Source organism: Microcella sp. (assembly GCF_025808395.1).
Lineage (GTDB): Bacteria > Actinomycetota > Actinomycetes > Actinomycetales > Microbacteriaceae > Microcella.
In genome coordinates this window covers 623,860-637,865 of record NZ_CP075524.1, presented here as the reverse complement: position 1 = coordinate 637,865, position 14,006 = coordinate 623,860, and the positions used below count along the sequence as shown (strand labels likewise).

General features: G+C 67.9%; 13 protein-coding genes. All 13 read right to left on the bottom strand.

Features of this window, described 5'->3' with window-relative positions:
• Positions 1–5: 5 nt before the first annotated feature.
• Entirely contained in the window at positions 6–1,184 is a 1,179-nt protein-coding gene (gene coaBC, locus KIT89_RS03135) for a bifunctional phosphopantothenoylcysteine decarboxylase/phosphopantothenate--cysteine ligase CoaBC (RefSeq protein WP_297603890.1), read from the bottom strand.
• A gap of 44 nt (positions 1,185–1,228) precedes the next feature.
• Entirely contained in the window at positions 1,229–1,486 is a 258-nt protein-coding gene (rpoZ, locus tag KIT89_RS03130) for a DNA-directed RNA polymerase subunit omega (RefSeq protein WP_297603095.1), read from the bottom strand.
• Positions 1,479–2,462: a guanylate kinase gene (gene gmk / locus KIT89_RS03125; protein ID WP_297603094.1), complete on the bottom strand. Its 984-nt coding sequence runs from the start codon at positions 2,460–2,462 to the stop codon at positions 1,479–1,481. The genes rpoZ and gmk overlap by 8 nt, the downstream gene beginning before the upstream one ends.
• Positions 2,459–3,286: an orotidine-5'-phosphate decarboxylase gene (gene pyrF, locus KIT89_RS03120; protein WP_297603092.1), complete on the bottom strand. Its 828-nt coding sequence runs from the start codon at positions 3,284–3,286 to the stop codon at positions 2,459–2,461. Before pyrF ends, gmk begins: the two co-directional genes overlap by 4 nt.
• Positions 3,283–6,576: a carbamoyl-phosphate synthase large subunit gene (carB, locus tag KIT89_RS03115; protein WP_297603090.1), complete on the bottom strand. Its 3,294-nt coding sequence runs from the start codon at positions 6,574–6,576 to the stop codon at positions 3,283–3,285. Before carB ends, pyrF begins: the two co-directional genes overlap by 4 nt.
• On the bottom strand, positions 6,576–7,718 hold the full coding sequence (carA, locus tag KIT89_RS03110; RefSeq protein WP_297603089.1) for a glutamine-hydrolyzing carbamoyl-phosphate synthase small subunit: 1,143 nt from the start codon (positions 7,716–7,718) through the stop codon (positions 6,576–6,578). The genes carB and carA overlap by 1 nt, the downstream gene beginning before the upstream one ends.
• The gene (locus KIT89_RS03105; protein ID WP_297603088.1) at positions 7,715–8,230 is read right to left on the bottom strand and encodes a hypothetical protein; all 516 of its coding nucleotides are present in this window, start codon (positions 8,228–8,230) and stop codon (positions 7,715–7,717) included. Before KIT89_RS03105 ends, carA begins: the two co-directional genes overlap by 4 nt.
• Positions 8,223–9,554 carry a dihydroorotase gene (locus tag KIT89_RS03100; protein WP_297603087.1) on the bottom strand — a complete coding sequence of 444 codons (1,332 nt, stop codon included), beginning with the start codon at positions 9,552–9,554 and terminating at the stop codon, positions 8,223–8,225. The genes KIT89_RS03105 and KIT89_RS03100 overlap by 8 nt, the downstream gene beginning before the upstream one ends.
• Entirely contained in the window at positions 9,551–10,504 is a 954-nt protein-coding gene (locus KIT89_RS03095) for an aspartate carbamoyltransferase catalytic subunit (RefSeq protein WP_297603086.1), read from the bottom strand. The genes KIT89_RS03100 and KIT89_RS03095 overlap by 4 nt, the downstream gene beginning before the upstream one ends.
• On the bottom strand, positions 10,501–11,031 hold the full coding sequence (gene pyrR, locus KIT89_RS03090) for a bifunctional pyr operon transcriptional regulator/uracil phosphoribosyltransferase PyrR (protein WP_297603085.1): 531 nt from the start codon (positions 11,029–11,031) through the stop codon (positions 10,501–10,503). Before pyrR ends, KIT89_RS03095 begins: the two co-directional genes overlap by 4 nt.
• 67 nt (positions 11,032–11,098) lie before the next feature.
• Positions 11,099–12,013 carry an ABC transporter permease gene (locus KIT89_RS03085; RefSeq protein WP_297603084.1) on the bottom strand — a complete coding sequence of 305 codons (915 nt, stop codon included), beginning with the start codon at positions 12,011–12,013 and terminating at the stop codon, positions 11,099–11,101.
• 2 nt (positions 12,014–12,015) lie between these two features.
• Complete coding sequence (locus KIT89_RS03080; RefSeq protein ID WP_297603083.1) at positions 12,016–13,044, bottom strand: aliphatic sulfonate ABC transporter substrate-binding protein; 1,029 nt, start codon at positions 13,042–13,044, stop codon at positions 12,016–12,018.
• A gap of 63 nt (positions 13,045–13,107) precedes the next feature.
• Positions 13,108–13,920, bottom strand: coding sequence for an ABC transporter ATP-binding protein (locus tag KIT89_RS03075; protein ID WP_297603081.1), 813 nt, complete (start codon positions 13,918–13,920; stop codon positions 13,108–13,110).
• Positions 13,921–14,006 lie beyond the last annotated feature (86 nt).

Here is a 14,006-nt window from a genome sequence, read left to right as displayed (position 1 = left end):
CAGGGTCAGCGGAGAAGATCGAGAATACGGTGGGCCACTGACACCTTGTCGCCCTCGGCTCGACTCACCACGCTACCGTCACCGTCGACCATGATGACGCTGTTGGTCGTCGCGCCGAAGCCTTCGTTCCACCCGACTCGATTGACGACGAGCAGGTCGACGCCCTTTCGGCGCGCCTTCTCGCCCGCGACGCGCAGCATCGCCTCGTCATCACGCTCGGTCTCGGCGGCGAAGCCGATGATGCGCTGGCCAGGTCGACGGTGCTCGCTGAGCCCCGCGAGCACATCAGGTGTGCGCTCGAGCTCGAGGACGAGACCGGTCGTCTCGACAGTCTTCTTGATCTTCGCCTCGGCGACCTCGGCAGGCCTGAAGTCGGCGACGGCGGCCGCCATGATGACGGTGTCGGCCTGGCCCGCATGCTCGACCATGGCCGAGTGGAGCTCTGCTGCGGTCTGCACCTCGACGAGCGTGACCGTCGATGGCACCTCGACGTCGAGATGAGCGGCCACGAGCACGACGCTCGCCCCGCGTTCGGCGGCCGCCGAGGCGAGGGCTACTCCCTGGCGTCCGCTCGAGCGATTGCCGATGAAGCGCACCGGGTCGATCGGTTCGCGGGTTCCTCCCGCCGACACCACGAACCGCCGACCGCGAAGGTCTTTCGGCCCCGCGGCGGCGAGAGCGTGCGCGATGATCTCATCTGCCTCTGCCATGCGACCTTGACCGGTGTCGTCACCGGTGAGCTGGCCGCTGGCGGGGCCGACGACGACGACTCCGCGCGACCGCAGGGTGGCCACGTTGGCGACCGTCGAGGCATGGGTCCACATCTCGGTGTGCATCGCCGGAGCGACCACGAGGGGAGCTCTGCTCGCGAGCACGGTCGTGCCGAGCAGGTCGCCGGCGAGGCCCGCCGCGAGCGAGGCGATGGTGTGGGCGGTCGCCGGGGCGACCACGATGAGGTCGGCGCGCTGGCCGAGCGCGACGTGCCGCACTTCTGCGACGCCGTCGTAGAGATCGGTGTGCACGGTGTTGCGGCTGATCGCCTCGAGCGTGGGCCGGCCGACGAAGCGCAGCGCAGCCTCGGTGGCGACGACGTGCACGTCATGACCGTGCAGCACGAGACCGCGCACGACGCCGACCGCCTTGTAGGCGGCGATGCCTCCGGTGATGCCGACGACGACCGTCAGGCGAGGCGCGAGCTCACCGTCGATCGAGGTCATGCAGGTCGCCGTCAGTCGGTCACGCGGGTGAGAACGAGCTTGTCGTCGTTGATCTCGTGCAGCGCTACCGACAGGGGCTTGTCGTCGACCGTCGAGTCGACGAGGGGCCCGACGTTGTCGAACAGGCTGCCTTCGTGCAGGTCTGCGTAGTAGTCGTTGATCTGACGAGCGCGCTTCGAGGCGAAGATGACGAGCTCGTACTTCGAGTCGACCTTCGACAGCAGTTCGTCGATCGGCGGTTCGATGATGCCGGAATTCTTGTCAGCCATGAGTGTCTCGCTCTCGTTCTGCCCGTCGGTTCGTGACCGCGGGGCGGGTCATCGCACCCGAGCCGGCGCGCTCTGTGACGCGCGCTGCACCGCTGGGCACTGCGAGCAAGTCTACGACCTCTTGAGCGGCACGGCTCACATCGTCATTGACGATGAGTTCGTCGAACTCGTCTTGGGCGGCGAGCTCGACCCGGGCCGTCGCGAGTCTGCGGGCCTGCTCTTCTGCCGATTCGGTGCCGCGACCGGTCAAGCGACGCACCAGTTCTTCCCAGCTCGGCGGCAGCAGAAACACCAGAACGGCCTCCGGCATGGTCGCGCGCACTCGACGCGCGCCCTGCAGGTCGATCTCGAGCAGCACGCTTCGGCCCTCGTCGAGCGCCGCGACCACGGGAGCCTTCGGGGTGCCGTACCGCGAGGCGTTGTGGACGACGGCCCACTCGAGCAGCTCTCCGTTGGCGATCATCTCGTCGAATCGGCTGTCGTCGACGAAGTAGTAGTGCACGCCGTCGCGCTCGCCCGGCCTCGGTGCGCGAGTCGTGGCCGACACGCTCAGCAGCACGGTCGGATGGTGGTCGCGAATGTACGACGACACGGTTCCCTTGCCGACCGCCGTGGGGCCTGCGAGCACGATGAGGCGCCCACGTCGCACCACCGATTCATGCTCGTGAAGCCATTCGAGCAGTCGACCGCGCTGCTTGACCCCGAGCCCTCCGAGCTTCTTGACCGGAGCGATCTGCAGGCGTTCGAGCAGCTGCGAGACCCGAGCGGGCCCGAAGCCCCGCAGGGCGCCGAGCAGTTCGGCGACGCGCAGGCCGGCCTCGGGGCCGGTCGCGTCTCGCCAGGAGCTCTCGGCGACATCACTCGCGCTGCGGGCCCCCGTGCTGACGGCCTGCTTCACGGCAGCGCGAGCTCGGCGCGCCGCCACCGCGGCCCGAGACGCCGCGACTCTGTCGACCTCGGGCATCGGCGTGCTCATGCTGACTCGAGTTCTGATCGGTGGGCGTCGAGAGCGGCCGCGACGCCGTCGGGCCCGGCCGAGAGCACACTGCGGGTGACGGTCGGAATCACCGAGCTCTCGGCGACCCCGTAGACATCGCGCAGCTGCGCGAGGCGGGTTCCCTGATGCCCGAATCCGGGGCCGAGAACGGGAGTGTGCTGCAGAAGAACGGGGTCGATGCCGCTCGATGCGATCGGCTCGGTGGCGCCGATCACGACGCCGAGAGAACCCCACCCTCGCGCACTCGCGTTGCGCACGGCGACGTCTCGCGCCAACTGGCCCGCCACCGAGCGCCCCGAGTCGCCCACCGATTGCTGCACGCCCCGCCCCTCGGGGTTCGAGGTGGCGGTGAGCACGAACACGCCCTTGCCGTGCTCGATGGCCAGCTCGATGACCGGGTCGAGAGACCCGAGACCCTGGTAGGCGACGGCCGTCATCGCGTCTGCCTCGAGCGGCGAGCTCGGCGAGAGCCAGGCCTCACCATAGGCCGCCGCCGTCGATCCGATATCGCCGCGCTTCACGTCGGCAATCACCAGCAGTCCCTCACCACGCGCCGTGCGGATGACCTCTTCGAGCACGGTGTAGCCGGCTGCGCCGAAGCGCTCGAAGAACGCCACCTGCGGCTTCACGATGCCGACTCGGCCGTGCGCCGCCTCCAGTGCCCGCAGCGACAGCTCGCGGGCTCCGGCGGCGTCGACCTCGAGCCCCCACTGCAGCAGCAGCGAGTCGTGCGGGTCGATGCCCAAGCACAACCTGCCGTGGGCATCCACCACAGAGCGAAGCCGGTCACCGAAGTGGGTCATGCGCGCCCCGCGCGCTCGAGCGCGTAATCTTGCAGGCTCGTCACGGTGAGCGGCTGATCGGCGAAATCGAGCGAGGCGACAGCGGCCCCGACCTGGGCGATCGTCGTGAACAAGGGCTTGTCGGCAGCCACGGTGGCCGTGCGAATCTCGGCACCGTCGGCGCGCGCAGTGCGGCCGCTCGGTGTGTTGATGACGACATCGACCTCACCGGCGTTGATGAGATCGACGATCGACGGGTCGTCGCCCTCAGCGGCCGGAGCGTCGCCGTGCTTGCGAACCTGACGCGCGGCGATGCCGTAGCGCGACAGCACTTCGGCGGTTCCGCCCGTCGCCCAGATCTCGAACCCGAGCTGGCTGAGACGCAGCACGGGCAGCACGATGCTGCGCTTGTCGCGGTCGGCGACCGAGACGAACACCACGCCGCTCTGGGGCAGTCCGCCGTAGGCGGCATCCTGACTCTTCGCGAACGCTCGCGGAAAATCGCGGTCGATTCCCATGACCTCTCCGGTCGAGCGCATCTCGGGCCCGAGCACCGAATCGACGATGACGCCCTCGCGCGTGCGGAACCGCTTGAACGGCAGCACAGCCTCTTTCACCGAGACGGGCGCATCGATCGGCACGCGCGACCCGTCGTGCTCGGGCAAGAGCCCCTCAGCGATGAGCGCGTCGATGCTGTGGCCGACCATGATGAGCGAGGCCGCCTTGGCGAGCGGAATGCCGAGCGCCTTCGACACGAAGGGCACAGTGCGCGAAGCGCGCGGGTTCGCCTCGAGCACGTAAAGCACGCCAGCACCGATCGCGAACTGCACGTTGATGAGGCCCCGAACTCCGATGCCGGCTGCGATGCTCTCGGTGGCCTCTCGCACCCGGTTGATGACGTCGCGCCCCAGAGTCACCGGGGGCAGCGTGCACGCCGAGTCTCCCGAGTGAACGCCCGCCTCTTCGATGTGCTCCATGACGCCGCCCACATAGAGGCGCTCGCCGTCGTAGAGAGCGTCGACGTCGATCTCGACCGCGTCGTCGAGGAAGCGGTCGACGAGCAGGGGCTGGCCGGGGCCGATGATCGCCTGATCGCGCACGCGATCGAAGTAGTCGACGAGAGACGGGCTGTCGTAGACGATCTCCATGCCGCGACCGCCCAGCACGAAACTGGGTCGCACGAGCACGGGGTAGCCAATGCCTTCGGCGACCTCGACGGCGCTTCCGACGTCGATGGCAGTGCCGTTGCGGGGAGCTCGCAGGCCAGCCGCGCTCAAGATGTCTGAGAACAGGCCGCGCTCTTCGGCGAGGTCGATGGCGCTCGGGCTCGTGCCGAGAATGGGCACCCCCGCCTGCTCGAGACCGTGGGCCAGACCGAGGGCGGTCTGCCCGCCGAGCTGCACGATCACGCCGAGCACCTCGCCAGACTGCGACTCTGCGTGGATGACCTCGAGCACGTCTTCGAGCGTCAGCGGCTCGAAGTACAGGCGGTCGCTCGTGTCGTAGTCGGTCGACACCGTCTCGGGGTTGCAGTTGATCATGATGGTCTCGAGACCCGCGTCGCGCAGGGCGAAACTCGCGTGCACGCAGCTGTAGTCGAACTCGATTCCCTGGCCGATGCGGTTGGGCCCCGAGCCCAGAATGACGACCTTGCGCGCATCGCTCGCCGCGACCTCGGTCTCGTCGTCATAGCTCGAGTAGTGGTACGGCGTGAGCGCCGGAAACTCTCCTGCGCAGGTGTCGACCGTCTTGAACACCGGTCGCACTCCCCCCGACCAGCGCTGCGCTCGCACGGCGGCCTCATCGAGCCCGCGCAGCTGTCCGATCTGCGCGTCGCTGAAGCCGTGGTCTTTCGCGTGGCGCAGCACGTCTGCCGTGAGCGCACTCGCCGCCGAGATCTCGTGAGCAACCTCGTTGATCAGAGCGATCTGGTCGAGAAACCAGGGGTCGATGCCGGTGGCGACGAACAGCTCGTCGATCGTCGCCCCCGCGCGCAGCGCCTGCTGCACGGTCACGATGCGGCCGTCGGTGGGCGTCGAGGCGAGAGCCACCAACTCGGTCTTGTCACCGGGTTCGCCCTGCCAGTGGAAGCTGCTGCCGCGCTTCTCAAGACTGCGCAGCGCCTTCTGCAGCGCCGTCGAGTAGTTGCGGCCGATCGCCATCGCCTCGCCGACAGACTTCATGGTCGTCGTCAGCTCAGAGTCGGCACCCGGAAACTTCTCGAACGCGAATCGCGGCACCTTCACGACGACGTAGTCGAGCGTCGGCTCGAAGCTCGCGGGCGTCACCCGGGTGATGTCGTTCGGAATCTCGTCGAGCCGGTAGCCGATCGCGAGCTTCGCCGCGATCTTCGCGATCGGAAAGCCCGTGGCCTTCGAGGCGAGAGCGCTCGATCGCGACACTCGCGGGTTCATCTCGATGACGATGACCCGACCTGTGGCGGGGTCGACCGCGAACTGCACGTTGCAGCCTCCGGTGTCGACGCCCACGTCGCGGATGATGCGAATGCCGATGTCGCGCAGGTTCTGATACTCGCGATCGGTGAGGGTCAGGGCAGGGGCCACCGTGATCGAGTCGCCCGTGTGCACGCCGACGGGGTCGACGTTCTCGATCGAGCAGACCACCACGGTGTTGTCTGCCTTGTCGCGCATGAGCTCGAGCTCGTACTCTTTCCAGCCGAGAATCGACTCTTCGAGCAGCACCTCGGTGGTCGGCGACTGGTGCAGACCGTCTGTCACCATTCTGACGAGCTGCTCGCGATCGTGCGCGAACCCCGAGCCGAGCCCCCCCATCGTGAACGAGGGGCGAATCACGAGGGGGTAGCCGAGGTCTTCGGCGAAGTCGACGGCTTCGGCCACCGTGTGCGCGATGTGGCTGCGGGCCACGTCGGCTCCTGCGTCGAGCACGAGCTGCTTGAACAGCTGCCGGTCTTCTGCCTTGTGGATGGAATCGAACGATGCGCCGATGAGTTCGACGTCGTACTTCGCGAGAATGCCCTGCTCGTGCAGCGCGATGGCCGCGTTGAGCGCCGTCTGGCCTCCGAGGGTCGGCAGCACGGCATCCGGCTTCTCTTTCGCGATGATCGCTTCGATCACGGCGGGCGTGATGGGCTCGATGTAGGTCGCGTCAGCGAAATCGGGGTCGGTCATGATCGTGGCGGGGTTCGAATTGACGAGAATGACCCGGATGCCCTCCGCGCGCAGCACGCGGCACGCCTGTGTTCCCGAATAGTCGAATTCGGCCGCCTGGCCGATGACGATCGGCCCTGAGCCGATGACCAGCACACTGGTGATGTCGTCGCGCTTGGGCATCAGGCATCGCCCTTCTGGGTCTGAGCGACGACAAGGTCTCTGAACCGGTCGAACAGGTAGGTGGAGTCGTGCGGGCCCGCCGCCGCCTCGGGGTGGTACTGCACCGAGAACGCGGGAATGTCGAGAGCGCGGAGCCCTTCGACGACCTGGTCGTTGAGGCCGACGTGGCTCACCTCGACCCGACCGAAGCCCGCGGGGCTGTCGACGATACCCTCGACGGGGGCGTCGACGGCGAACCCGTGATTGTGTGCGGTGATCTCGATGCGTCCTGTCTCTTTGTCGAGCACGGGCTGGTTGATGCCGCGGTGGCCATAGGGCAGCTTGAAGGTGCCGAACCCCAGGGCGCGGCCGAGCAGCTGGTTGCCGAAGCAGATGCCGAAGAAGGGCAGCCCTGCTCGCAGCACGGCCCGCAGAAGCTCGACATGGGCCTCGCTCGCCGCCGGGTCGCCGGGGCCGTTCGAGTAGAAGACGGCGACGGGCTCGATCGCGAGCAGCTCATCGACCGTCGTCGACTGGGGCATGACGTGCACGTCGAAGCCACGCTCGGCGAGGTGCCGCACCGTCGATTCTTTGATGCCGAGGTCGATCACGGCCAGGGTGCCGATGCTCTCGCCCACCGCCGGCGCGACTCTCGTCGTCGAGACAGAGACGTCGGCCGACAGGTTGCGCCCGGTCATGACGGCCGAGTCGCGCACGATTGACAGCTGCTCGTCGGCACTCAGCTCGGCATCAGCACCCGAGAAGATGCCGGCGCGCAGGGCGCCCCCCTCTCTGATGCGACGAGTCAGGGCGCGGGTGTCGATGCCGCTGATGCCCACCACGCCGTTCGACTCGAGGTCGTCGTCGAGACTGCGGGTGGCACGGTGGTTCGACACGATGCGGGCAGGGTCGCGCACGACGAACCCCTCGACCCAGATGCGGCGCGATTCGGGGTCGACGTCGTTCATGCCGGTGATGCCGATGTGCGGGGCCGTCATGACGACGATCTGGCCCGCGTAGCTCGGGTCGGTGAGCGTCTCTTGGTAGCCGCTCATGCCGGTGGCGAAGACCGCTTCACCGAGAGTGCGCCCTGCAGCGCCATAGCGGCGCCCGACAAAGCGGGTGCCGTCTTCGAGAACCAGTACGGCGGTGGAGATGGTCACGAGGCGATTCCTTCACGGGGTTCGGCGAGAGAGACAAGGTCGGCGACGGCAGCGATCAGGGCGGTCGCCTCAGCACGGTCGGTCACGCGAAAGTATGAGTCGACGAGCATCGAGCCGAGCATCCACATCACGACCACCAAGCCGTCTTTCTCGACGACCCGATCGATCGCCCAGGTGGCCTGACCGACTCCGCGCAGGTCACGGGTCGGCACGTGCACCGTCGCGGCACCGCGCAGTGCGATCACGAGTCCCTCGTCGTGCACCGACACCGTCGTGCGAGATCTGAAGCCGAGACCGTGCACCGCGATGCGCTCGAGCGGCTCGCCAGACGGCGTCGTGGCGACGTAGTACCCGTCGATGCTCAGCGCCGCGGGCCCGAGCGCATCGGGCACAGCCTGAGGCCGCGAGACCGCTGACTGCCGTCGACGGCGCGCCCGCCACCCCATCGCCATGAGCGCGATGACGGCACCGAGCACGGCGATGATCACGAGCGTGGGCCAGACCCTATCCATGAGAGACCTCCGCGTGCCTCGCGGCCACCGCGTCAGGCTCGACGAGCTGCCCGTCGATCACGGTCTGCACTCCCCCGTAGATCGTGTGCACGACCCTGCCCGGAAGATCACGGCCCGAGTACGGCGTGTTGGTGCTGCGACCCCGCAGGTCGTCAGTGCTCCAGGTGCGCTCGGCCGAGGGGTCGACGAGCGTCAGGTGCGCGGGGCTGCCCACCTCGAGGGGGGCGCCATAGCCCTCGAGCCGGCCGATCGCGGCAGGAGTCGTCGAGAGCACCCGGGCGACGTCTGCCCAGGCGAAGCTCTGCGATTGCACCATGGCGAGCTGCACCACGCTGAGCGCAGACTCGAGGCCGACCATGCCGAAGGCCGCTTCGGCCCACGTGCACTCTTTCGCCTCAGCCGGGTGAGGTGCGTGATCGGTGGCGACGATGTCGATCGTTCCGTCGGCGAGGCCCTCGCGCAGAGCGTGCACATCGTCGTCTCGACGCAACGGCGGGTTGACCTTGAATCGCGCGTCATAGCCTCGCACGAGCTCTTCGGTGAGCAGCAGGTGATGCGGAGTGACCTCCGCCGTCACGGCGATGCCCCGGGCTTTGGCCCAGCGCACCACGTCGACAGAGCCCGCCGTCGAGACGTGGCACACGTGGAGTCGGGCACGAACATGCTCAGCGAGCAGAACATCGCGCGCGATGATCGACTCTTCAGCCACCGCTGGCCACCCCGCCAGCCCGAGCTCGCCCGAGAGGTGCCCTTCGTTCATCTGCGCCCCCTCGGTGAGCCGGGGTTCTTGCGCGTGCTGAGCGATGACGCCGTCGAACGTCGCCACGTATTCGAGCGCGCGCCGCATAATGAGCGGATCATGCACGCACATGCCGTCGTCGCTGAAGACTCGCACGCGGGCCGACGATCTCGCCATCGCCCCGATCTCGGCCAGCTGCGCGCCGGCCAGCCCGACGGTGACCGCACCGATGGGGCGCACCGTGGCATAGCCGTGACGCACTCCGAGCCGCTCGACCTGCTCGACCACTCCGGCGGTGTCGGCGACGGGAGTGGTGTTGGCCATGGCGTGCACAGCGGTGAATCCCCCCGCGGCGGCCGCCCGCGTGCCCGAGAGCACGGTCTCGCTCGCTTCGCCGCCGGGTTCGCGAAGGTGAGTGTGAAGGTCGACGAGGCCAGGCAGCGCTATGAGGCCTTCGGCATCGATCACCCGCTCGCCGACTTCAGCGGTCAAGGGGCCGCGCGCGATGATCACACCATCGCGGATGCGAAGGTCGTCGACGTGATCGCCGAGCAGTGATGCCCCGCGCACGAGAAGCCGGCTCATCGCTCGGCCCCCTCAGCACTGGCGACCAGCAGGTAGAGCACTGCCATGCGTATCGACACCCCGTTCGTGACTTGATCGAGCACCGTCGACCTCTCAGAGTCGGCGGCGGCGGTAGAGATCTCGAGGCCGCGGTTCATCGGCCCAGGGTGCATCACCATCGTATCCGGCCCCAACTGGGCGAACCGCTCGGCGGTGAGACCCCACTCGCGCGCGTACTCGCGCGTCGACGGAAAGTAGCCCCCGGTCATGCGCTCACTCTGGATGCGCAGCATCATGACGGCGTCGGCAGGCACCGCGAGTGCGTCGTCGAGGTGCTCGTGCACGGTCGTCGGCCAATGCTCGACCCCGTGCGGCAGTAGCGTGCGCGGCGCCACCAGGGCGACATCGGCGCCGAGCGTCGAGAGCAGCCACACATTCGACCTGGCCACGCGCGAGTGCAGAATGTCGCCCACGATGACGACCCTGAGCCCCGCGAGGTCGCGGCCTCGTGACGCGTCGCCGAAGACTCGCTTGCGCATCGTGTAGGCGTCGAGCAGTGCTTGCGTCGGGTGCTCATGCGTGCCGTCGCCCGCATTGATGATCGCCGCGTCGATCCACCCGGCGTGGGCGAGAAGGTGCGCGGCTCCCGACTCTGCGTGCCGCACCACGATCGCATCTGCTCCCATCGCCGCCAGGGTCTGCGCGGTGTCTTTGAGGCTCTCGCCCTTCGAGACACTCGACCCCTTGGCGCTGAAGGTGATGACATCTGCGCTGAGCCTCTTGGCCGCTGACTCGAACGACAAGCGCGTGCGCGTCGAGTCTTCGAAGAACAGGTTGACGACCGTCTTGCCCCGCAGGGGCGGCAGCTTGCGAACCTCGCGGTCAGCGGTCTGGGCCATGTCTTCGGCCACGTCGAGAATGCCCACCGCGGTGTCGCGGTCGAGGTCGCGCGTGCTCAGCAGGTGCTTCATGGCTCGATCGTCACCTCATCGACCCCATCAATCTCGACGAGTCGCACTGAGACACGCTCGCTCGTCGCAGACGGCAGGTTCTTGCCGACGAAGTCGGCGCGAATCGGCAGCTCGCGATGCCCGCGGTCGATGACGACGGCCAGTCGCACGGCGCGCGGCCGCCCATGGTCGACGAGCGCGTCGAGGGCAGCCCGAATCGTGCGGCCCGAGTACAGCACGTCGTCGACGAGCACCACGATGGCGTCATCGATGCCGCCCTCGGGCATGCGGGTGGGTGCCGGAGTGCGCGTCGGCGTGCGCGCGAGGTCGTCACGGTAGAGCGTGATGTCGAGTGATCCGACACTCGAGACACCGGGCTCGATCTCGTCGACGATGCGGTGGATGCGCTGAGCGATCGTGGCACCGCGGGTAGGGATACCGAGAAAGACGATGCGCCCATCGCCCCGACGGCTCTCGAGCACTTCGTGGGCGATGCGTCGCAGAATGCGCGCAATGTCAGCGTCGTGCAGCACCGTGCGTGCACTCACTCTGACCTCCTTCCCCGCCTCACAGGACGGTGCTTAAAGGACGTCGTACGAGTCAAGTCTAGTGCGTCTAGCCCCAGCGCTTGAGCAGGGCGCGCTCTCCGATGCCGAGAATCGCATCGGTGGTCTTGCCGAGAATCGCGAGCAGGATGATCGCGAGGAAGATGCGATCGACGCGGCCGTTGTTCTGCGAGTCGGTGAGCAAGAATCCGAGGCCCATCGACGAGGCGATGAGTTCGGCCGCGACGAGAAACAGCCAGGCTTGCGCCAGTGCGAGCCGCAACCCCGACACGATCGAGGGCACCACTGCCGGCAGCTGCACGGTCGTGAGCAACCGTGTGTGACCCAGCCCGAATGCTCGTCCTGCTTCGACGAGGTGTGCGTCGACGTGTCGAAGCGCACCGGCGACCGTCGTGAACACCGGAAAAGCGGCGCCGATCGCGATGAGCGTGATCTTGGGCTCTTCGAAGATGCCGAGGTAGATCGTGAGCAGCGGCACCCAGGCCAGCGAGGGCACGGCACGAATCGCTCCGAGGGTCGGCCCCAGCAACTGCGAAGCGGTGCGAGACAGCCCGACCAGTGCTCCGAGCAGGAGGCCGACCGTCGCCCCGATGGCGAACCCGATGAACACTCGCTGCAGCGAGATCAGCACATAGGTGCCGAGCAGCCCGTTCTGTGCGAGCTCGACCCCCGCGATGACCACCTGCTCGGGTGACGGCAGCACGACCGCCGAGATGTCGGTGAACTCGGTGACAGACCACCACGCGAGCATGATGATGCCGGGCACGAGCAGCCCGAGCAGCACGGTTCGCGCGGTCGGTCGACCCTCGAGCCCGTCAGAGACGGCGGTGCCGGCCGCCGAGAAGCCGAACGAGTCTGCCCACCCGAAGAGTGTGGCGGCGCGCCGGCGCGGCGCCGCCTGCCCTGACTGCTCAGGGCGGGCGGCGCCGGCGAGACTCGCGGTTCCGCGTTCGTCGAAGCTCATGCTCAGCCGACGGCGTTCGGGTCTGCCGCGACCGCGAACTCGGTGAAGAACAACGATGCGAGCGCGTCGTCGATGAGCTGCTGGTTCGCCACGTCGCCGCTCTCGACGAAGATCGGGCCGATGATCGCGAGCACGGCGCGGTGCACCTCGCCGGGCACCGGGTCGGTGTCGATCACGGTGCGGGCGATCGTCGCCTCGGCGATGGGCAGTTCGATACCGGCGACCTCGGCGAGAATCGCAGCAGTCTCGTCGGGGTTCTGCAGCGCCCACGCACGAGCTCGTTCATAGGCGTTCACGACGAGCTGTGCGAGATCAGGGTGGTTCTCGATGAACTCTTCTGTCGCGTTGAGAAAGCCGTAGGAGTTGAACGCGACGTTGTCGTAGATGATCTCGGCGTTGCCGTTGTAGACCGAGGTCGACAGCAGCGGGTCGAGACCTGCCCAGGCGTCGACCGCGCCGGTCTCGAGCGCGCCGCGGCCATCTGCGTGCTGAAGGTTCTGCAGCGAGATGTCGTCGAGCGAGAGTCCTGCTTCGCCGAGCGCCTGCAGCAGGAAGAAGTAGGGGTCGGTGCCCTTCGTTGCGGCCACGTTGCGACCGGCGAGGTCAGAGACCTCTCTGATGTCTGACCCCGTCGGCACCAGGATCGCCGCCCAGTTCGGCTGCGTGTACACGGCGATCGTGTGGATGGGGCTGCCGTTCGAGCGAGCCAGCAGTGCCGCCGAGCCCGCCGTCGAGCCGACGTCGATCGCGCCGGCACGCAGAGCCTCGTTCGCCTTGTTCGAGCCTGCGGACTGCACCCACGTCACCGTGACATCGTCACCAAGTTCGTCTTCGAGCCAGCCTTGGTCTTTGATGATCAGGCTGAGCGGGTTGTAGGTGGCGAAGTCAAGCGTGAGCGTGGTCGATGACCACTCAGAGCCCTCTTCGGGCTGCGCGGCCGGGGCGCCTTCACCGGCAACGCACCCGGTCATGGCCATGGCGGCCACGGCGAGGGTCGCGGTCAGCAGGGTCGAGCGGGTGCGGATGGTCATGATTGCCTTTCAGTGGTCGGCCGGGCGGCCAATGGATGGGGTGGGAGAGGACGTCAGAGAGGCTCAGGTGCCGTGGTGGCTCGGCACGCCGAGCGCATCGAGCAACTGAGCGCGAAGTCGGGCGAGCACGGTCGAGGCGCGGTCGCGGGGTCTCGCGCCCGGCACCTCGAGGATGCGGCTGATCGTCGCACCGGGCCGGTCGTGCCGAGTGCCGAGCAGCACAATGCGATCGGCCAGAGCGAGCGCCTCGTCGACGTCGTGCGTCACGAGCACGATCGTCGCCGGCTTCGCACGGTGGATGTCGACGAGCAGGTCTTGCATCGTCAATCGGGTAAGAGCATCGAGGGCGCCGAAGGGCTCGTCGAGCAGCAGCACACCGGGGCCGCGAGCGAGCGCCCGCGCGAGCGAGACGCGCTGGGCCATTCCCCCCGAGATCTGCCGCGGCTTGAGGGCCGCCGCAGGGGTGAGCTGCACCAGTTCGAGAAGCTCGGCGACTCGCTCGCGACCTGCTTCGCGATCCAGTGCTCGCGGTAGCCCCAACTCGACGTTGCGGGTCACTGTGCGCCACGGCAGCAGTCGCGGCTCTTGAAAGGCCACTGCGCACCGCTGGTCTGCGGTCGCGACCGGCGCCCGGTCGATCGTCAGTGACCCGGTCGACGGCCGGTCGAGACCGCTGATCTGACGCAGCAGCGTGCTCTTGCCGCACCCTGAAGGGCCGAGCAGGGCGACGATCTCACCAGGGGCAATGGTCAGATCGATGTCGCGCAGCACCAGTCGAGGCTCGGCACCACCCGGCGAGGGGAACGTGCGCCCGACGCCGCGCAGCGAGACGGGCAGCGCGGCCGTCGCTGTGGAGGGAGCCGTGATGGTCGACATGCCGCCACCGTACGAGGGCTGACATTCGAGCGCCAAACCGCTCAGACACGAGACGACACGTGACGAAACAGTACGTCACACAAGCG